The following is an 18079-nucleotide window of genomic DNA, read 5'->3' on the forward strand; positions in this document are numbered from 1 at the left end:
ACCGCCCGGCGGCGTGGCCCGGCCGGGTGCCCCGGCCGCCCGGCGTGGCCCGGCGCTCCTCCCCTGCCCCCTCAACGAGGCGAGCCGGGGCGCCGGTCGGTGCCCCGGCCTGTCAGCCGGGCGGGCCGGACGGGTGGGTGGGCGAATCCAGTGCCGCCGACAGCGCCCGCAAGAACCCGTTCACCGTCGCCCGGTCCCGCACGGCGACCCGCACCCACTCCTCCCCGAGCCCGGGAAACGTGTCACCCCGCCGCACCGCGTGACCGAGCTCCCGCAACCGCCGCCGTACCCCGGCGGCCCCCGGCATACGCACCAGCACGAACGGCCCCTCCGCCGGCTCCACCACCCGCACTCCGCGAGCGGCGAACGCGGCCAGCCCGGCCACCAGGTGCGCCCGGTCCCCGGCGATGCGATGCGCCGCGTGCCCGGCCTCCGCCAGCGCCCTCGGCGCCACACACGCCTCCGCGGCCGCCAGCGCCGGGGTCGACACCGGCCACAAGGGCTGGGCCCGCTCCAGCTCGGCGATCACCTCGGGCGCGGCCAGGACGTACCCGATGCGCAGCCCGGCCAGCCCCCAGGTCTTGGTGAGGCTGCGCAGCACGACGAGCCCCGGCACACCGGTCCGCCCGGCCAGCGCCTCCCGCTCACCCGGCACCGCGTCCATGAACGCCTCGTCCACCACCAACGTCCGCCCCGGGCGGGCCAGTCGGACGATCGTCCGCGCCGGATGCAGCACCGACGTGGGATTCGTGGGGTTGCCGATCACCACCAGGTCGGCGTCCTCCGGCACGGCCGCCGGGTCCAGCCGGAACCCGTCCTCCTCCCGCAGCAGCACCCGGTCCACAGTGTGCCCGGCGTCCCGCAGCGCGGCCTCCGGCTCGGTGAACTGCGGGTGCACGACGACCGGCCGGCGGACCTTCAGCGCGCGGGCGAGCAGCACGAACGCCTCCGCCGCCCCCGCCGTCAGCAGCACCCGCTCCACCGGCAGCCCGTGCCGCGCCGCCACCGCCGCCCGCGCGGCCCGCCCGTCCGGGTAGGCCGCGAGGGACGACAGCGAACCGGCGATCTCCTCCCGCAGCCACGCCGGAGGCGTGTCCGCGCGGACGTTGACGGCGAGGTCGACCAGCGCGGCCCCGTCGTCCCGCACTTCGGCGTCCCCGTGGTGCCGCAGATCGTGCCCGGACGCGCCGGTCGCCTCAGTGCGCATGGCTGTGCGAGTGCCCCCCGTGATGGTGGTGCCCGTGGCCGTGGTGGTGGTCGTCGTCCGGGTGGAAGTGCGGCTGCTGCGGCAGCCCGACCTTGTCCTCGAAGCCCGGCAGCGCGATCCGGTACACGCACGAGTCGCAGTTCATCCGCAGATCGCCCTTGACGGCCTCCTCGTACCGCTCCATCACCAGGTCCAGCAGCTCCGGCTCGGGCCCGATGACGTCGGCCGAGCGCACCTCGGCCTCCGGGTGCGCGGCGGCCCACTCCTCGGTCTGCTGCCGCACCCGGTCCGGCAGGATGCCGGTGAAGAGGAAGTAGGGGAGCACGACGATCCGCCGCGCCCCCAGCGCCGCGCACCGGTCCAGCCCGCTCGGCACGTCCGGCGCCGCGAGCGACACGAACGCCGTCTCCACCCCGGCGTACCCCCGGCCCTCCCAGAGCAGCCGCGCCGCCTTGAACACCTCGGCGTTGGCGTCGGGGTCGGTGGAGCCGCGCCCGACCAGCAGCACGGTCGTCTCCGTGCGGTCCGTGCCGTCCAGCGCCTCGTCCAGCCGCCGCTCCAGCACGCTCAGCAGCGCCGGGTGGGGGCCCAGCGGACGGCCGTAGGTGTACGAGACGCCCGGGTGCCGCTCCTTCTCACGGGCCAGCGCCGCCGGGATGTCCCCCTTGGCGTGCCCGGCGGACACCAGCATCAGCGGCACGGCGGCGAACCGGCGCACGCCCTGTTCGACCAGCTCGGTGACGGCCTCGCCCAGCGGCGGCGGGGACAGTTCGATGAAACCGCCGGCGACGGGCAGTCCGGGGTGGCGGCGCCCCAGCTCCCGGACGAAGTCGCGGAACGCCTCGGCTCCGGCGTCGTCACGGGTGCCGTGGCCGGCGATGAGCAGGGCGGGCGGGGTGGTCACGAGGTCTCCTCGGAGTGTGGAACGGGGTGGTACAGCAGGGCGTTGAGCGCGGCGGACGCGACCGCCGACCCGCCCTTCTCGGACACGTTGCTCACGGCGGGCAGCCCGCTCTTCCGCAACGCGGCCTTGGACTCGACCGCGCCGACGAAGCCGACGGGCAGTCCGATGACGAGCACCGGGGCGGCGTTGAGGGTCAGCAGTTCCTCCAGCGCGGTCGGCGCGTTGCCGATCACCCAGAGGGCACCGGGACCGACCTGCTCGTACGCGAGCCGGATCGCGTGCGCCGACCGGGTAAGCCCCGGTCCGGCCACCGCGTCCCTCAGCCGGCAGACGGTCTCGCGCCGGGTGATCCCGGCGGCCACCATCTCGACGTCCACGACCACCGGCGCCCCGGCGTGCAGCGCCGCGTGCGCCGCCACCAGCTCGCCCTCGTCCATGACGAGGTCGTTCGCGTACTCCAGGTCGGCGGCCGAGTGGATGACCCGCTCCACCACCGCCCGGGTCAGCGGCGGGAAGTGCGAGGTGTCCAGACGGGCGCGCAGCCGCCGGTAGGACTCCTGCTCGATCGGGTGGACGACGCGGTTCACTTCGGGTCCTCCTGCCAGCGGTAGCCGCGCGGCGTCACCATGCGCCCCGCGATCTCACGGGTCGCCGTGTTGCCCACGGTGACGACCGTCATCATGTCGACCGTCGCCGGGTCCAGTGCGGCGAGCGTGGTGACCCGGGCGGACTCGTCCGGCCGGGAGGCGTTGCGTACGACGCCCACCGGCGTCGTCGGCTCCCGGTGTCCGGCGAGGATCGCGAGCGCCTTGGGAAGCTGCCAGTCCCGGCCCCGGGAGCGCGGGTTGTAGAAGGTGACGACGAGGTCCGACTCGGCCGCCGCGCGCACCCGGCGCTCGATGACCCCCCATGGCGTGTGCAGGTCGGACAGGCTGATGGACACGTGGTCGTGGCCCAGCGGCGCGCCCAGGACCGCCCCGGCGGCCAGCGCGGCCGTCACCCCGGGCACCCCGACCACGTCGATGTCGTCCGAGGCCTCGGCGAGCGCCGGGGAGGCCATGGCGTACACGCCCGCGTCCCCGCTGCCGATCAGCGCCACCGCGTGCCCCTCACGGGCCTCGGCGACCGCCGTCCGGGCCCGCTCCTCCTCCGCGCCGAGCCCCGACTCCAGCACCCGGGTGCCGGGCCGCAGCAGATCGCGGATCTGGTCCACGTACTGGTCGAGCCCGACCAGCACCGACGCACGCCGCAACTCGGCCGCCGCGCGCGGGGTGAGCAGGTCCCGGGCGCCCGGCCCGAGGCCGACGACCGCGAGCCGTCCGCGCCCCGGACGCCGCACCACCGCACAGGTCGCCATCGCCGGCTGCCCGTCGGCGCGCTCCGACTTGCGCTTGGGCACGAGGAGTTCACCGCCCCGGACCAGCGCGGCGGCCTCCGCGACCGACGGGGTGCCGACGGCCGCGAGGGGCGCGTCCGACGGGTTGGGCACCGCGACCGCCGCCAGCTCCTCGGCGGAGTACGTCACCAGGGGCACCGCCAGCCGTTCGGCGGCGGCCACGATGCCCGGCTCCTCCGCCTTGGCGTCCACGGTGGCCAGCTCCGCGACCGACCGCGGCGACAGGCCCGCCTCCCGCAGCGCCTCCTCGACCAGACCGAGGACCTCCTCGGCCGGCGCGCCCTTCGACGCGCCGACCCCGACCACCAGCGACGGCGGCCTGAGCAGCACCTCCCGCTCGCCCGCCGCGACGGCGCGGTCGGTCACCCGGATCGTGTACGCACCCTGGGGCGCGACCGGCAGCGGCGGCAGCGGCCACGCCACCTCCGCCTCCAGCGCGACCGGTTCGCCGTCCAGCAGGGCCCGGGAGACAGCGGCGACCGCGCCCTCGTACGGCAGGCCGAGCGTGTCCAGGCCCGGCAGCCCGGCGGCGTCCGTGGCGGTCGTCACCACCGGCTCGGCGCCCAGCACCTCGCCCACCTCGCGGGCCAGCGCGTTGGCGCCGCCGCCGTGCCCGCCGAGCAGCGACACCGCGAACCGGCCGCCCTCGTCCACGCACACCACGCCCGGGTCGGCCGCCTTGCCGGCGAGCAGCGGCGCGAGCAGGCGTACCACCGCCCCGGTCGCGAGGAAGCACACCAGCTGCTCGCACTCCGCGAACGCGGCCCGTACGGCCTCCCCGACGGGACCCTCGTACACGCGCGTACGCCCCGGCCAGGCCGCGGCCAGCCGGTCCCGCGCCGCCGCCCCCGCCGCGGTGGCGGAAATGAGGCCGATCACTGGACCACTCCTTCACTAGACACCGGGGTTCTCACGCCCCACAGCAGGAACACAGGATTGGTGGCCGCCAGCCGGGTCACGTCGCCCGGCAGTGGCGCGAGACGCGAGGACTGCAACAGCACCCCGTCGCAGGTGAACCCGGCCTCCGTCAGCGCTTGCCGGGCCGCCGGCACCCGGTCCAGCGCGGCCATGGCGACGACGACCGTCCGCCGGGCCCGCCGCGCGCACGCGCTCACCACGGCGGACAGCTCCCGGCCCCCGCCGCCGACGAACACCGCGTCGGGATCGCCGGCCAGCCCCGCCAGGGCGTCCGGAGCCGAGCCGTGCACCACGTCCACGTCGACGCCGTGGGCGTCCGCGTTGGCCCGGACGCGCGCCACCCCGTCCGGGGTCTTCTCGACGGCGACGACCGCGGCACCCAGCCGCGCGCACTCCACCGCGACCGAGCCCGACCCGGCGCCCACGTCCCACACCAGGTCACCCAGGCGCGGCCCCAGCCGGGCCAGGGCCAGCGCCCGCACCTCGAACTTGGTGATCATCGAGTCCCGGTGCGCGAACGCGTCCTCCTCCAGGGCCCACCGGTCCGGCGCCCCGGGCACCCCGGCCACCGTCCGCACCGCACCGAGCGCCCGCGCCTCGTCCAGGCACAGCACCACGCTCACCGCCGTGCCCCAGTCCCGGACCGCCGCCTCGGCGGCCGTCACCCGCTCCACGCGCTCCCGCCGCGGATCGCCGAGCGCGCTCGCCACGACCAGGGTCCGGTCACCGGGGAGCGCGGCCCCCAGCTCGGCCGGACCGGCGCCCGGTCCGGTCAGCACGGCCACCTTCGGCCGCGCCCGGCACACGTTCACCGCCGTCCGCAGCTCCCGGCCGTGCGCGCTGACCACCACCGCGTCGTCCCAGGGCAGCCCGATCCGGGCGAAGGCGGCGGCCACGGAGGACACCCCCGGCCGCACGTCCAGCAGCCCGGACCCGAACCGTTCGGCCAGCGCCCGCACGATCCCGAAGAACCCCGGGTCCCCGGACGCCAGCACGACCACCGGCAGCTCCTTGCCGGCGTACCCGGCGATGGTGTCCAGGGCAGGCGCCAGCGGACCGAGCACCACGCGTTCCGCCCCCTCGGGCAGGCGTACGGCGTCCAGGTGCCGCCGACCGCCGACGACCAGCGCGGCCCCGGCCAGGACGTCCTCGGGCACCGGCGCACCGGTCCCCGTACCGACCACCGTGATCAACTCTTCGCCCTCTGCTCGCGCAGCGCCCGCCGAGCCTCGGGGTCGGCCTTGCGGTAGCCGTGGAAGTGACCCGGGTGGTACAGGTGCGAACGCGTCCCGTGCGCGTCCAGCGCCGGGCCGACCAGGAACAGCGTGTGCTTCCAGAGCCGGTGCTCCTTGACCGTCTCCTCCAGCGTGCCGATCGTGCACTTCACGATCAGCTCCTCCGGCCAGGTCGCCTGGTAGGCGATCACCACCGGGGTGTCCGTCGGGTAGCCGCCCTCCAGCAGCTCCCGCACGAGCTGCCCGCTGCGGGCCGCCGACAGGAAGATCGCCATGGTGGTGCCGTGGCGGGCGAACTCGCGCACTTCCTCACCGGGCGGCATCGGCGTCTTGCCCCCGCCCAGCCGGGTCAGCACCACGGACTGCGCGACCTCGGGGATCGTCAGCTCGCGCTGCGCGAGCGCGGCCACGGCGGAGAAGGAGGACACGCCCGGGACGACCTCGGTCGCGATGCCGATCTCCTGACAGCGGTCCAGCTGCTCCTGGGTGCCGCCCCACAGGGCCGGGTCGCCGGAGTGGATACGAGCCACCCTCAGCCCCTCCTCGGACGCGCGCCGGTACACCGCGACGACGTCCTCCAGCGACATGGTCGCCGAGTCCAGGACCTCGGCGTCCTCGCGGGCGTGTTCGAGGACCTCCGCCTGGACCAGGCTCGCCGCCCAGATCACGACGTCGGCCTCGGCGATGGCCCGCGCGGCACGGAACGTCAGCAGATCGGCGGCGCCGGGGCCGGCACCGACGAAGGTCACCTTGCCGGTGGGGGCATCGGCCATGGGAATCGGTCCTCTCCTACGAGTACTGCGGTTGTGGCTGTCGGACGTGCGGGAACACGGGTCGATCCGATAGCAAGGGCCTATGGCGGTCTTCGTCGCGCTCGGCGCGTTCCTGATGACGCTGGCCGGCGGCTGGACGGCACAGCGCGTGACCGACCGCCGCCATCTGGTGCTGGGCCTGGCCGGCGGGCTGATGCTGGGCGTGGTCGGCCTGGACCTGCTGCCGGAGGCGCTCCGGGCGGCGGGCACCGAGGTCCACGGCGTCCCGGCCGCACTCCTGCTGTTCCTGGCCGGCTTCCTCCTCGCCCATCTGGTGGAACGCCTGCTGGCGGCGCGCCGCGCCGCGCACGGCGCCGCCGAACACAACCACCGGGCCCCCGAGGTGGGCCTGACGGCGGCCGCGGCAATGGTGGGCCACAGCCTGATGGACGGCGTGGCGATCGGCGCGTCGTTCCAGGTGGGCAGCGGCATGGGCACCGCGGTCGCGCTCGCCGTCATCGCCCACGACTTCGCGGACGGCTTCAACACCTTCACCCTCACCAGCCTGTACGGCAACGCCCGCCGCAAGGCCCTGGCCATGCTCTTCGCGGACGCGGTCGCACCCGTCGCCGGAGCCGCCGCGTCCGCGTTCCTCACCATCCCGGAGGCCGTCCTCGGCGGCTATCTCGGCCTGTTCGCCGGCGCACTGCTGTACCTCGCCGCGGCGGAGATCCTCCCCGAGGCCCACCATGAGCACCCCGCCCGTTCCACCCTGCTGTGCACGGTCGCGGGCGCGGCCTTCATCTGGCTGGTGGTGGGCGTCACGGGGTGACCCGGACCGGGTCACAGCTTCCCGCCCCGGCCGCCGTCCCTGCGTGGCGGCGCGATCAGCGTCGACAGGTACGGCAGTGGCGCCCCGTCCAGCTCGGCGGCCGGCCGCACCGACTCCTCCGGCAGCCCCAGCGCCGAGCCCCACACCGCGCCCCCGAGCCGCCCGGTCTCCCGCAGCGCCTCCGCGACCTCGGCGGCCTGCCGCCCGAACTTGTACGCCACGACCGTCCCCGGCCCGGCCAGCGCCTCCTTCAGCACCGCCGACCCGGCCGTCACCGGCACGAGGGTCAGCGGCTCGGTGCCCTCGGTCAGCACGGCCCCGGACCGCGCCGCGAGATCCTGCATGGCGGTGATACCGGGCACGGTCTCCACGACGATACCCGGCACCAGCTCCGCGATGGTCTGCGCGAGATAGGTGAACGTCGAGTACACGTTCGGGTCGCCGATGGTGGCGAACGCGACCGACCCGTGCGCTCCGAGCAGCTCGGCGACCCGCTGCCCGGCCGCGTCCCAGGCCGCCTCGCGCCGGGCCCGGTCGGTCCGCTCGTTCAGCGCGAACACCACCCGGACGACCTTCTCCCGAGGCACGTAGTGCAACACGGTCGCCTCGGCCCGCCCGGGCTCCCCGCCGTCCTCTCCGTCGGCCGCGGCCATGACGGGTACGACGACGACATCGGCGGCCCGCAGGGCGTTGACCCCCTTCACGGTCACCAGCTCCGGATCACCGGGACCGACCCCGACCCCGACCAGCCTGCTGCTCATGACGTCCGGCACCTCTCCACGAACCGACGGGCGACACCGGGCTCGGACGCCCAGTGCGTGTGCAGATAACTCGCGTGCACGCCCTGCTGCACGAAACCTTCGACCCGCCGGACCGGGGCCCGTACGCCCCAGGCGGGAGCGGCACCGGCGCCCGGCTCGACGACGGTGCGGTGGAACTCGTGGCCCCGCATCCGCGTCCCGGCCGGCGCCAGCGCGCTGTCGCCGACGGCCACGGCGTCCCGGTAGCCGAGGGTCAGCCGCTCGGTCATCCGCGCGGTGGCGTCGAGCACGCCGCACATGGGCTGCCCGTCCAGCTCCCGGCAGAGGTAGAGCAGCCCGGCGCATTCGGCGGCCACGGGGGCACCGGAGAGGGCCAGTTCGGCAACGGCCTTGCGCAGGGGCTCGTTCGCGGACAGCTCGGCGGCGTACACCTCGGGGAACCCGCCTCCGACGACCAGCCCGGCCGTTCCCTCGGGCAGCCGCTCGTCCCGCAGCGGGTCGAAGGCGACGACGTCGGCACCGGCCGCGGTGAGCAGTTCGGTGTGCTCGGCGTAGGAGAAGGTGAAGGCGGCCCCGCCGGCGACGGCGACCACGGGCCCGCGCCTGTCGGCCGACCGAGACGGGTGGTCGTGGGTGGGCAGCTCGGGGGTCCAGGGGGCGGAGCCCCCTGGGAGGGCACCGGCACTCCGGGCAAGCCCCTCCAACGCGGCCAGGTCGCACCCCTGAGCCACCTGCGCGGCCATGGCCTGGACGGCGTCCACCGCCGCAGCCTGCCGCTCGGCGACCGGCACCAACCCGAGATGCCGAGAGGGCGTGTCCACCTGAGCGACCCGCCGCAAGGCACCCAGGACCGGCACACCCGACGATTCCAGCGCCTCCCGCAGGAGCGACTCGTGCCGGTCCGAGGCCACCTTGTTCAGGATCACGCCCCCGACCCGCACCTCCGGGTCCCAGGACGCGAACCCGTGCACCAGCGCCGCCACCGACCGCGACTGCGACGAGGCGTCCACGACGAGCACCACCGGCGCCCGCAGCAGCTTGGCGACGTGCGCGGTGGACGCCAGCTCACCCTCGCCGGCGGCCCCGTCGTACAACCCCATCACGCCTTCGACCACGGCGAGGTCGCACCCCCGCGCCCCGTGCAGGAACAGCGGAGCGACCAGCTCCGGCCCGCACAGGTACGCGTCCAGGTTGCGCCCCACCCGCCCGGTCGCGAGAGCGTGGTACCCGGGGTCGATGTAGTCCGGCCCGACCTTGTGCGGGGACACGGCGAGCCCCCGCGCGGCGAACGCGGCCATCAGCCCCGTGGCGACGGTGGTCTTGCCGCTGCCCGAGGAGGGCGCGGCGATGACCAGCCGGGGGACGGACGTCACCACTCGATGCCCTTCTGGCCCTTCTGCCCCACGTCCATGGGGTGCTTGACCTTGGACATGTCGGTGACGAGGTCGGCGAGGTCCACCAGCTTCTCAGGGGCGTTCCGCCCGGTGATCACCACGTGCTGGGTGCCGGGACGGCCGCGCAGCACGTCGATGACCTCGTCGGTGTCGACCCAGCCCCAGTGCATGGGGTACGCGAACTCGTCGAGCACGTACAGCCGGTACGTCTCGGCGGCCAGGTCCCGCTTGACCTGCGCCCAGCCCTCGCGGGCCTTCTCCTCGTTGTCCATCTGCGCGTCGCGCTGGACCCACGACCAGCCCTCGCCCATCTTGTGCCAGTCGACGGTCCCGCCCTCGCCGGAGGCGCCGAGCACCCGGAGCGCGTTCTCCTCGCCGACCTTCCACTTCGCGGACTTGACGAACTGGAACACCCCGATGGGCCACCCCTGGTTCCAGGCGCGCAGCGCGAGCCCGAACGCGGCGGTGGACTTGCCCTTGCCGACGCCCGTGTGCACGACGACCAGCGGACGGTTCCGGCGCTGACGGGTCGTCAGTCCGTCGTCCGGTACGACACTCGGCTGTCCCTGCGGCATTACGCGGCCCTCCTCGACGTCCCCTGCACATCCCTGACCAGCCCGGCGATCGAGTCGGCCCGCAGCTCGTCCAGCGTGACGGCCGTACCGCCCAGCTCACCGGCCAGCTGACCGGCGAGCCCGAGCCGCACCGGCCCCGACTCGCAGTCCACGACCACCGAGGCGACCTGCTCGGCCGCGAACAGCCGCGCGGCCCGCCCGGCCAGCGCCACCGGCTCGGGGCCGCCGGTGGCCCGGCCGTCGGTCACCACGACCACCAGCGCCCGGCGCGCCGGGTCCCGCAGCCGCTCCACCCGCAGCACCTCGTGCGCCTTCAGCAGCCCGGCGGCGAGCGGCGTACGCCCCCCGGTCGGCAGCGACTCCAGCCGCGCGGCGGCGGCGTCGACGGAGGACGTCGGCGGCAGCGCGACCTCGGCCGCCGACCCCCGGAAGGTGACGAGCCCCACCTTGTCCCGCCGCTGGTAGGCGTCCAGCAGCAGCGACAGCACGGCTCCCTTCACGGCGCTCATCCGCTGCCGCGCCGCCATCGACCCCGAGGCGTCCACCACGAACAGCACCAGGTTCCCCTCGCGCCCCTCACGGACCGCCTGCCGCAGATCGTCCCGCCGCACGACCAGCCCCGGCCCGGACCTGCCCCGCGCCCGCTGGTGCGGCGCGGCGGCCTGGACGGTCGCCGCCAGGTGCAGCTTGGTCAGCGCCCCCCGGGGCCGCCGGGCCCCGGTGGTCCGCCCGTGCTCGGTCCGCGCCCGCGACCGCCGCCCGGCGGCACCCTCGCCGACGCCGGGGACGGTCAGCGCCTTGGCACGGAAGGGTTCGGCGGCCCGTACGGCCGACTGCTCCTGCCCGCCGGACGGCTGCGGCTGCCCGCCCTCACCGGCCTCGGGGCGCGCGGCGCCGCCGCCGTCGTCCTGCGGACCGCCGTCGGGCGCCGGCTGTCCGCCGCCCCCGCCCGGACCGCCGGGGCCGTCGGGGTCGTCGTCGCCGTCCCCGTCGTCGCCGGAGAACTGCTCCAGCGTCTCGTCCAGCTTCTCCTCGTCCAGGCCCGGCGCGTCGAACGGGTTCCGCCGCCTGCGGTGGGGCAGCGCCAGCAACGCGGCCTGCCGCACGTCCTCCGCGAGCACATCGGTCCGCCCGGCCCACGCGGCCAGCGCGGTCGCCGTACGGGCCATCACGATGTCGGCGCGCATGCCGTCCACCTCGAAGGCCGCGCAGGTCGCCGCGATCTGCCGCAGCGCCCCGTCGCCGAGGCGCACTTGCGGCAGCAACTCCCGCGCCGCCACGATCCGCTGCCGCACGGCGGCCTCCTCACCGGCCCAGCGCGCGGCGAAGCCGGCCGGATCGTCGTCGTACGCCAGCCGGCGCCGGACGACCTCCACCCGCTGCTCCGGCTCCCGGGAGGCGGCCACCTCCACGGTCAGCCCGAACCGGTCAAGCAACTGCGGGCGCAGCTCGCCCTCTTCGGGGTTCATGGTGCCGACGAGCAGGAACCGCGCCGCGTGCCGTACGGACACGCCCTCGCGCTCCACGTACGAGGCACCCATCGCCGCCGCGTCCAGCAGCAGGTCGACCAGGTGGTCGTGGAGCAGGTTCACCTCGTCGACGTAGAGGATGCCCCGGTGCGCGTCGGCCAGCAGGCCCGGCTCGAAGGCCTTCACGCCCTCGGCCAGCGCCCGCTCGATGTCGAGGGCGCCGACGAGCCGGTCCTCGGAGGCGCCGACGGGCAGCTCGACCATCCGCGCGGGGCGCTCGACGCCCTTGCCGGGCTCGTGCGGCCCGTCCGGGCAGCCGGGGTCGGGGGAGGCCGGATCACATGAGAACCGGCACCCGGGGACGACGGGCACCTCCGGCAGCAGCGCCGACAGCGCCCGGACCGCCGTGGACTTCGCGGTGCCCTTCTCGCCGCGCACCAGTACACCGCCGACCGCCGGCGACACGGCGTTCAGCAGCAGCGCGAGCCGCAGGTCGTCCTGGCCGACGACGGCCGTAAAGGGGAACGGGGTGGTCACTGGTCGCCCTCCAAGTCGCCTTCCAGCTCCAGATAGGTGGCGCGCAGCCGCTCCAGCGTGTCCGCGTCCGGCTCGGCCCACAGGCCCCGGTCCGCCGCCTCCAGCAGCCGTTCGGTGATCCCGCGCAGCGCCCACGGGTTGGACTTCTTCATGAAGTCCCGGTTCTCCGGGTCGAAGACGTACTCGGCGCTGAGCTTCTCGTACATCCAGTCGTCGACCACGCCCGCCGTCGCGTCGTAGCCGAAGAGGTAGTCCACGGTCGCCGCCATCTCGAAGGCGCCCTTGTAGCCGTGCCGGCGCATCGCTGCCATCCAGCGCGGGTTGACCACGCGCGCCCGGAACACGCGGTGCGTCTCCTCGCCCAGCGTGCGGGTCCGCACCTGATCCGGTACGGCCGAATCGCCCACGTACGCCTCGGGGTTGGCGCCCGTCAGGTGCCGGACCATGGCGACCATGCCGCCGTGGTACTGGAAGTAGTCGTCCGCGTCGACCAGGTCGTGCTCACGGGTGTCGACGTTCTTCGCCGCCACCGCGATCCGCCGGAACGCCGTCTCCATGTCCCCGCGCGCCGCCCGCCCGTCGAGCCCGCGCCCGTAGGCGTAGCCGCCCCAGACGGCGTACACCTCGGCCAGGTCGGCGTCGCTGCGCCAGTTCCGCGCGTCGATCAGCGGCAGCAGACCGGCGCCGTAGGCCCCCGGCTTCGAGCCGAAGATCCGGGCCGTGGCCCGGCGCCGGTCGCCGTGCTCGGCCGCGTCCTCCTCCACGTGCGCCCGCACGTAGTTGGAGCCGGCCGGCTCCGGCAGCTCCGCCACCGCCCGCACCGCGTCGTCGATCAGCCCGACGACGTGCGGGAAAGCGTCCCGGAAGAACCCGGAGATGCGGACCGTGACGTCGATGCGCGGACGCCCCAGCTCCGCGAGCGGGACCACCTCGAAGCCGGTCACCCGGCGCGAGGCGTCGTCCCACACCGGGCGGCAGCCCAGCAGGGCCAGGATCTCGGCGATGTCGTCGCCCTGGGTGCGCATCGCGGACGTGCCCCACACCGTGAGGCCCACCGACTTCGGGTACGCGCCGGTGTCCTGGAGGTACCGCTGCACCAGCGAGTCCGCCAGCGACTGCCCGACCTCCCAGCTCAGCCGGGACGGGATCGCCTTGGGGTCGACCGAGTAGAAGTTGCGGCCCGTCGGCAGGACGTTGACCAGGCCCCGGGTCGGGGAGCCCGACGGGCCCGCCGGGACGTAACCGCCGTCCAGGGCCCGCAGGATGTGCCCGATCTCGTCGGTGGTCCGCGCCAGCCGGGGGACGACCTCGTCGCACGCGAACTCCAGCACGGCGACCGCGTCGGGGAGCTCGGTGCCGAGCACGCCCCGCAGGACGGCGGGGACGACCGTACGGTCCCACGCCCGCGCCTCCATGCCCTCCGCGATCCGCCGGCACAGCTGCTCCAGCAGGTCGATGGTGTCGGCGGCGGTCCGGGACGGCCCGTCGACCAGGTCCGTCAGCTCCACCGGCACCTTCACCGGGGCGCCCGGCTCGGCCAGCAGCTCCTTCTCCACCAGGCCGAAGTGCGCCGCCAGCGCGGCCCGCAGACCGGGCAGCGCGTTCGCCCGGCCGCCCCACACCTGGGAGGCGCGCAGCACGGCCAGCACGAGGTTCACGCGCGGTTCGCCGACCGGGCCGCCGCCGAGGATGTGCAGGCCGTCGCGGATCTGCACGTCCTTGATCTCGCACAGGTAGCCGTCGATGTGCATGACGAACTCGTCGAACGCGTCGTCGTCCGGCTGCTCGTCCACGTGCAGGTCGTGGTGCAGCTCCGCCGCCTTGACCAGCGTCCAGATCTGGGCGCGGACGGCCGGGGCCTTCGCCGGGTCCAGGTCGGAGACGAGCGCGTACTCGTCGAGGAGCTGCTCCAGCTTGGCCAGGTCGCCGTAGGTGTCCGCGCGGGCCATCGGCGGCACCAGGTGGTCGACCACCGTGGCGTGCCCGCGCCGCTTGGCCTGGGTGCCCTCGCCGGGGTCGTTGACGATGAACGGGTAGACCAGCGGCAGGTCGCCGAGGACGGCGTCCGGAGCGCACCCGGCGCTCAGGCCGAGCCCCTTGCCCGGCAGCCACTCCATCGTGCCGTGCTTGCCCATGTGCACGATCGCGTCGGCGCCGAACGAGTTGTCGAGCCACCGGTACGCCGCCATGTAGTGGTGCGACGGCGGCATGTCCGGGTCGTGGTAGATCGCGATCGGGTTCTCACCGAAGCCACGCGGCGGCTGGATCATCACCACGACGTTCCCGAACCGCAGCGAGGCGAGGACGATGTCGTCGCCGTCCACGTAGAGGCTGCCCGGCGGCTCGCCCCACGCCTCGGTCATCGCGTCCCGCAGCCCGGGGTCCAGCTTCTCGAACCACGCCCGGTAGTCCGCGAGCGGCACCCGCGCGGGCGCCGCCGCCAACTGCTCCTCGGTCAGCCACTCCACGTCGTGCCCGCCGGCCTCGATCAGCCGGTGGATCAGCTCGTCGCCGCCCGAGGGGTAGCCGGTGACCCCGTACCCGGCGTCCCGCAGCGCGTCCAGCACCCGGACCGCCGACGCCGGCGTGTCCAGCCCGACCGCGTTGCCGACCCGGGAGTGCTTGGTCGGGTACGCGGTGAAGACCAGCGCGATCCTCTTCTCCGCGTTCGGCTTGTGCTTCAGCCGGGCGTGCCTGAGGGCGATCCCGGCCACGCGGGCGGCCCGCTCGGGGTCGGCGACGTACACCGGCACCTCGTCGGGGCCCTGCTCCTTGAAGGAGAACGGCACGGTGATCAGCCGGCCGTCGAACTCCGGGATCGCGACCTGCATCGCCGCGTCCATGGGGGACAGGGCCGCGTCGGACTCCTCCCACGCGGCCCGCGAGGAGGTGAGGCAGAGCCCCTGCAGCACGGGGATGTCCAGCTCGGCGAGCGCGCCGACGTCCCAGGACTCCTCGTCACCGCCCGCCGACGCCTGGGAGGCGTGCGTCCCGCCGGCCGCGAGCACGGTGGCCACGAGCGCGTCGGCCCGCCCCAGCAGTTCGAACAGGGCGGGGTCCGCGCCGCGCAGCGAACCGCAGTACACCGGGAGGGCGTTGGCTCCGCGGGCCTCGATCGCCTCGCACAGGGTGTCCACGAAGGCGGTGTTGCCGCTCAGTTCGTGCGCCCGGTAGAAGAGCACGCCCACGGTCGGCCGGCCCTCCCGGACCTCGTACGCGCCGTGCACGCCGAACTCCGGCATCCGGCGCGGCTCCTCGAAGCCCTCGCCGGTCAGCAGCACGGTGTCCGACAGGAACCGGGACAGCTCCAGCAGGTTCGCGGGACCGCCCTCGACGAGGTACTTCAGCGCCTCCGCGACCACACCGGCCGGCACCGACGACTCCGCCATCAGCTCGGCGTCCGGCACGGCCTCGCCGCCCAGCAGCACGGTCGGGACGCCGGACGCCTTCAGCGCGGCCAGCCCGTCCTCCCAGGCCCGCTTGCCGCCCAGCAGCCGTACGACGGCGAGGTCCGCGCCCTCGATCAGGCCCGGCAGCTCCCCGGCGACGTCGACGCGGGTCGGATTGCCGATGCGGTAGCCGGCGCCGGACGCCCGGGCGGCCAGCAGGTCCGTGTCGGCGGTCGACAACAACAACACTGTGCTCATGCGGGCGCTCCCGGTGGAATGAAAGGCAGTCCTTGCGGCGCGCCCGACTCGATGAGCCGCCACAGCGCGTCCGTGTCCGCGTGCTGTTCGATCAGGTCGCCGAGCCGGTCGAGCTGCTCCTCGCGCAGCGCGGCGAAGGAGGTGTCCGGCGCGGGCACGAAGCGGCGGCCCGCGGCGGCGGCCACCTCGCGCAGGAAGGCCCGCCGGAAGCCGTCCGACTCCAGCGAGCCGTGCCAGTGGGTGCCCCAGGTCTGGCCCACCCGGCAGCCGTCGAGGAAGGGTTCGCCGCCCTCGACGGTGGCCACGCCGTGGTGGATCTCGTAGCCGTCGACCCGCTCGCCGAGGGCTTCGCCGCTGGGCCGGGTGAGGGTCTTCTCGCGGGCGAACCGCACCCGGACGGGCAGGACACCGAGCCCGTCGACATGACCGCGCCGGCTCTCGACGTCGTCCTCGATGTGCTCGCCGAGGATCTGGAAGCCGCCGCAGACGCCGAGGACGGGCCGTCCCTCGGCGGCCCGGCGGACGAGCGCGTCCGCCAGCCCCCGCTCCCGCAGCCACTCCAGCGCCCGTACGGTCCCGCGCGTGCCCGGGACGACCACGAGATCGGCGTCCGCGAGCTCCTCCGGCCGGTCCACGAACCGCACGACCACGCCCGGTTCGGCGGCCAGCGCGTCCACGTCGGTGAAGTTGGACATCAGCGGGACCGCGCACACGGCGACCCGCAGCACGTCCTCGCCGACCGGGGGCGTCACGGCGGACTCCCGGACCGTGCCCCGCAGGGACACCCTCAGCCCGTCCTCCTCGTCGATGCCGAGCCCGTGCCGGAAGGGCAGCACGCCGTACGTCCGCCGCCCGGTGAGGTCCCGGAGCATGTCCAGCCCCGGCTCCAGCAGGCCGACATCGCCCCGGAACTTGTTCACGAGGAACCCGGCGACCAGCTCCTGGTCCTCCGGTGAGAGCAGGGCGACGGTGCCGAAGAAGGAGGCGAACACGCCCCCGCGGTCGATGTCGCCGACGACGAGCACGGGCAGCCGCGCGTTCCGCGCGATCCCCATGTTGACGATGTCGGTCCGCCGCAGGTTGATCTCGGCCGGGCTCCCCGCCCCCTCACAGATCACCGCGTCATACGTGCCCCGCAACTGAGCGAGGCAGTCCAGCACCGTGCCCAGCAGGCGCTGCTGGCGCCCGCCGTGGTACCCGCGCGCGCTGAGCTCGCCCACCGGCTTGCCCAGCAGCACCACCTGGCTGCTCTGTTCGCCGCCGGGCTTGAGCAGCACCGGGTTCATCAGCGCGGTCGGCTCGACCCGGCAGGCCTGGGCCTGCATGGCCTGCGCCCGGCCGATCTCCGCGCCCTCGCGCGTGACGAACGAGTTCAGGGACATGTTCTGCGCCTTGAACGGCGCGACCTTCACGCCCTGGCGCACCAGCCAGCGGCAGATGCCGGCCGTCACGACGCTCTTGCCCGCGTCGGAGGTGGTGCCGGCGACGAGGAGACCACCGTTCACTTCCCACGTCCTTTCATCAGGGCGCGCGCGGCCAGCGTGGTGCCGAGCGCGAGCAGGCCGACGCGGCGCGAGAGCCGTACGGCCCGGTCGATGTCGGTGACGCGGACCGGCCGTCCGGTGGCGCCGTTCAGCACCGGGCGGTGTTCGACCCGGCCGCCGTAGGAGAGCGTGCCGCCCAGGCGCACGCCGAGGGCGCCCGCGAAGGAGGCCTCCACGGGCCCGGCGTTGGGGCTCGGATGCCTGTGTGCGTCCGCCCGCCAGGCGCGCACGGCGCCGCGCGGATCGGGTCCGGCCACGGCGGCGAGTACGGCGGTCAGCCGGGCCCCCGGCCAGCCGGCGATGTCGTCCAGGCGGGCGGAGGCCCAGCCGTAGCGCCGGTGGCGGGGCGACTTGTGACCCACCATCGCGTCCAGGGTGTTGACCGCCCGGAACCCGAGCAGCCCCGGGACCCCGGCCACGGCGCCCCAGACGAGCGCGCCGACCACGGCGTCGGAGGTGTTCTCGGCGACCGACTCGACCACGGCCCGGGCGATGCCGTCGGCGTCCAGCGCCTGCGGGTCCCGGCCGCACAGGTGCGGCAGCCGGTCCCGGGCGGCCTCGACGTCCGCGGCCTCAAGGGCACGCCCGATGGCGCGGGCCTCCCGGGCGAGCGAGGTGCCGCCGACGACGGCCCAGGTGGCGGCGGCGGTCAGCGCGGCGGAAGCGGTACGGCAGGGGCGTACGGCGCGTGCGGTCAGCGCGCCGAGGGCAACGGCTCCACCGGCGCACACGGCGGTGTGCAGGGCGCCCCAGCCACGGTGGTCGTGCCACAGGGCGCGTTCCACGGCCCAGGCCGCCCGGCCGAACACGGCGACCGGATGCCCGCGGCGCGGATCGCCGAGGAGCAGGTCACCGAGGACGCCGGCGGCGGCGCCGTACGCGTATGCGCGATCGGCACCCATCGGCTC

14 protein-coding genes are annotated in these 18079 nt (G+C 75.1%); 1 reads left to right on the forward strand and 13 read right to left on the reverse strand.

Features of this window, described 5'->3' with window-relative positions:
• Nucleotides 1-112: 112 nt before the first annotated feature.
• From cobC to cobM, 6 genes are read right to left on the reverse strand one after another with little or no spacing between them, the layout of a single operon-like run.
• Nucleotides 113-1207, reverse strand: coding sequence for an Rv2231c family pyridoxal phosphate-dependent protein CobC (cobC, locus tag ACH4LD_RS17940; RefSeq protein ID WP_398057015.1), 1095 nt, complete (start codon nucleotides 1205-1207; stop codon nucleotides 113-115).
• Complete coding sequence (locus tag ACH4LD_RS17945; RefSeq protein WP_398057016.1) at nucleotides 1197-2111, reverse strand: sirohydrochlorin chelatase; 915 nt, start codon at nucleotides 2109-2111, stop codon at nucleotides 1197-1199. Before ACH4LD_RS17945 ends, cobC begins: the two co-directional genes overlap by 11 nt.
• Nucleotides 2108-2698 (reverse strand): precorrin-8X methylmutase, encoded by a 591-nt coding sequence (locus tag ACH4LD_RS17950; RefSeq protein ID WP_398057017.1) that lies wholly within the window; start codon nucleotides 2696-2698, stop codon nucleotides 2108-2110. The genes ACH4LD_RS17945 and ACH4LD_RS17950 overlap by 4 nt, the downstream gene beginning before the upstream one ends.
• A complete protein-coding gene (cobJ, locus tag ACH4LD_RS17955) occupies nucleotides 2695-4386 on the reverse strand; it encodes a precorrin-3B C(17)-methyltransferase (RefSeq protein WP_398057018.1) in 1692 nt (563 codons plus the stop codon). The genes ACH4LD_RS17950 and cobJ overlap by 4 nt, the downstream gene beginning before the upstream one ends.
• Nucleotides 4383-5618 carry a precorrin-6y C5,15-methyltransferase (decarboxylating) subunit CbiE gene (cbiE, locus tag ACH4LD_RS17960; RefSeq protein ID WP_398057019.1) on the reverse strand — a complete coding sequence of 412 codons (1236 nt, stop codon included), beginning with the start codon at nucleotides 5616-5618 and terminating at the stop codon, nucleotides 4383-4385. The genes cobJ and cbiE overlap by 4 nt, the downstream gene beginning before the upstream one ends.
• The gene (cobM, locus tag ACH4LD_RS17965) at nucleotides 5615-6433 is read right to left on the reverse strand and encodes a precorrin-4 C(11)-methyltransferase (RefSeq protein WP_132784091.1); all 819 of its coding nucleotides are present in this window, start codon (nucleotides 6431-6433) and stop codon (nucleotides 5615-5617) included. The genes cbiE and cobM overlap by 4 nt, the downstream gene beginning before the upstream one ends.
• Before the next feature lie 82 nt (nucleotides 6434-6515).
• Here cobM and ACH4LD_RS17970 point away from each other — a divergent pair, with 82 nt between their 5' ends.
• Nucleotides 6516-7244 carry a ZIP family metal transporter gene (locus ACH4LD_RS17970; RefSeq protein WP_398057020.1) on the forward strand — a complete coding sequence of 243 codons (729 nt, stop codon included), beginning with the start codon at nucleotides 6516-6518 and terminating at the stop codon, nucleotides 7242-7244.
• An 11-nt stretch (nucleotides 7245-7255) separates the two neighbouring features.
• Here the strand turns inward: ACH4LD_RS17970 and cobI are convergent, their stop codons facing one another.
• The 7 genes from cobI to ACH4LD_RS18005 are packed head-to-tail and all read right to left on the reverse strand — an operon-like array spanning nucleotide 7256 to nucleotide 18073.
• On the reverse strand, nucleotides 7256-8005 hold the full coding sequence (cobI, locus tag ACH4LD_RS17975; protein ID WP_398057021.1) for a precorrin-2 C(20)-methyltransferase: 750 nt from the start codon (nucleotides 8003-8005) through the stop codon (nucleotides 7256-7258).
• Nucleotides 8002-9381 carry a cobyrinate a,c-diamide synthase gene (locus ACH4LD_RS17980; protein WP_398057022.1) on the reverse strand — a complete coding sequence of 460 codons (1380 nt, stop codon included), beginning with the start codon at nucleotides 9379-9381 and terminating at the stop codon, nucleotides 8002-8004. The genes cobI and ACH4LD_RS17980 overlap by 4 nt, the downstream gene beginning before the upstream one ends.
• Nucleotides 9375-9974, reverse strand: coding sequence for a cob(I)yrinic acid a,c-diamide adenosyltransferase (gene cobO / locus ACH4LD_RS17985; RefSeq protein ID WP_398057023.1), 600 nt, complete (start codon nucleotides 9972-9974; stop codon nucleotides 9375-9377). The genes ACH4LD_RS17980 and cobO overlap by 7 nt, the downstream gene beginning before the upstream one ends.
• Nucleotides 9974-11980, reverse strand: a complete 2007-nt coding sequence (locus tag ACH4LD_RS17990; protein ID WP_398057024.1) for a putative cobaltochelatase — start codon at nucleotides 11978-11980, stop codon at nucleotides 9974-9976. The genes cobO and ACH4LD_RS17990 overlap by 1 nt, the downstream gene beginning before the upstream one ends.
• Nucleotides 11977-15627 (reverse strand): cobaltochelatase subunit CobN, encoded by a 3651-nt coding sequence (cobN, locus tag ACH4LD_RS17995; protein ID WP_398057025.1) that lies wholly within the window; start codon nucleotides 15625-15627, stop codon nucleotides 11977-11979. Before cobN ends, ACH4LD_RS17990 begins: the two co-directional genes overlap by 4 nt.
• On the reverse strand, nucleotides 15624-17132 hold the full coding sequence (locus tag ACH4LD_RS18000) for a cobyric acid synthase (protein ID WP_398057026.1): 1509 nt from the start codon (nucleotides 17130-17132) through the stop codon (nucleotides 15624-15626). The genes cobN and ACH4LD_RS18000 overlap by 4 nt, the downstream gene beginning before the upstream one ends.
• Nucleotides 17129-18073, reverse strand: a complete 945-nt coding sequence (locus tag ACH4LD_RS18005) for a cobalamin biosynthesis protein (RefSeq protein WP_398057027.1) — start codon at nucleotides 18071-18073, stop codon at nucleotides 17129-17131. The genes ACH4LD_RS18000 and ACH4LD_RS18005 overlap by 4 nt, the downstream gene beginning before the upstream one ends.
• Between the last annotated feature and the right edge of the window lie 6 nt (nucleotides 18074-18079).

This window comes from Streptomyces sp. NPDC017676 (assembly GCF_044329325.1).
Taxonomy (GTDB): Bacteria; Actinomycetota; Actinomycetes; order Streptomycetales; family Streptomycetaceae; genus Streptomyces.

Excerpts from the sequence above, each read along its gene's own strand:
- cobI (WP_398057021.1), bottom strand. The coding sequence starts at position 8,005 with ATGAGCAGCAGGCTGGTCGGGGTCGGGGTCGGTCCCGGTGATCCGGAG.
- cobC (WP_398057015.1), bottom strand. The coding sequence starts at position 1,207 with ATGCGCACTGAGGCGACCGGCGCGTCCGGGCACGATCTGCGGCACCAC.
- cobN (WP_398057025.1), bottom strand. The coding sequence starts at position 15,627 with ATGAGCACAGTGTTGTTGTTGTCGACCGCCGACACGGACCTGCTGGCC.
- ACH4LD_RS17970 (WP_398057020.1), top strand. The coding sequence starts at position 6,516 with ATGGCGGTCTTCGTCGCGCTCGGCGCGTTCCTGATGACGCTGGCCGGC.
- cobM (WP_132784091.1), bottom strand. The coding sequence starts at position 6,433 with ATGGCCGATGCCCCCACCGGCAAGGTGACCTTCGTCGGTGCCGGCCCC.
- ACH4LD_RS18005 (WP_398057027.1), bottom strand. The coding sequence starts at position 18,073 with ATGGGTGCCGATCGCGCATACGCGTACGGCGCCGCCGCCGGCGTCCTC.
- cobO (WP_398057023.1), bottom strand. The coding sequence starts at position 9,974 with ATGCCGCAGGGACAGCCGAGTGTCGTACCGGACGACGGACTGACGACC.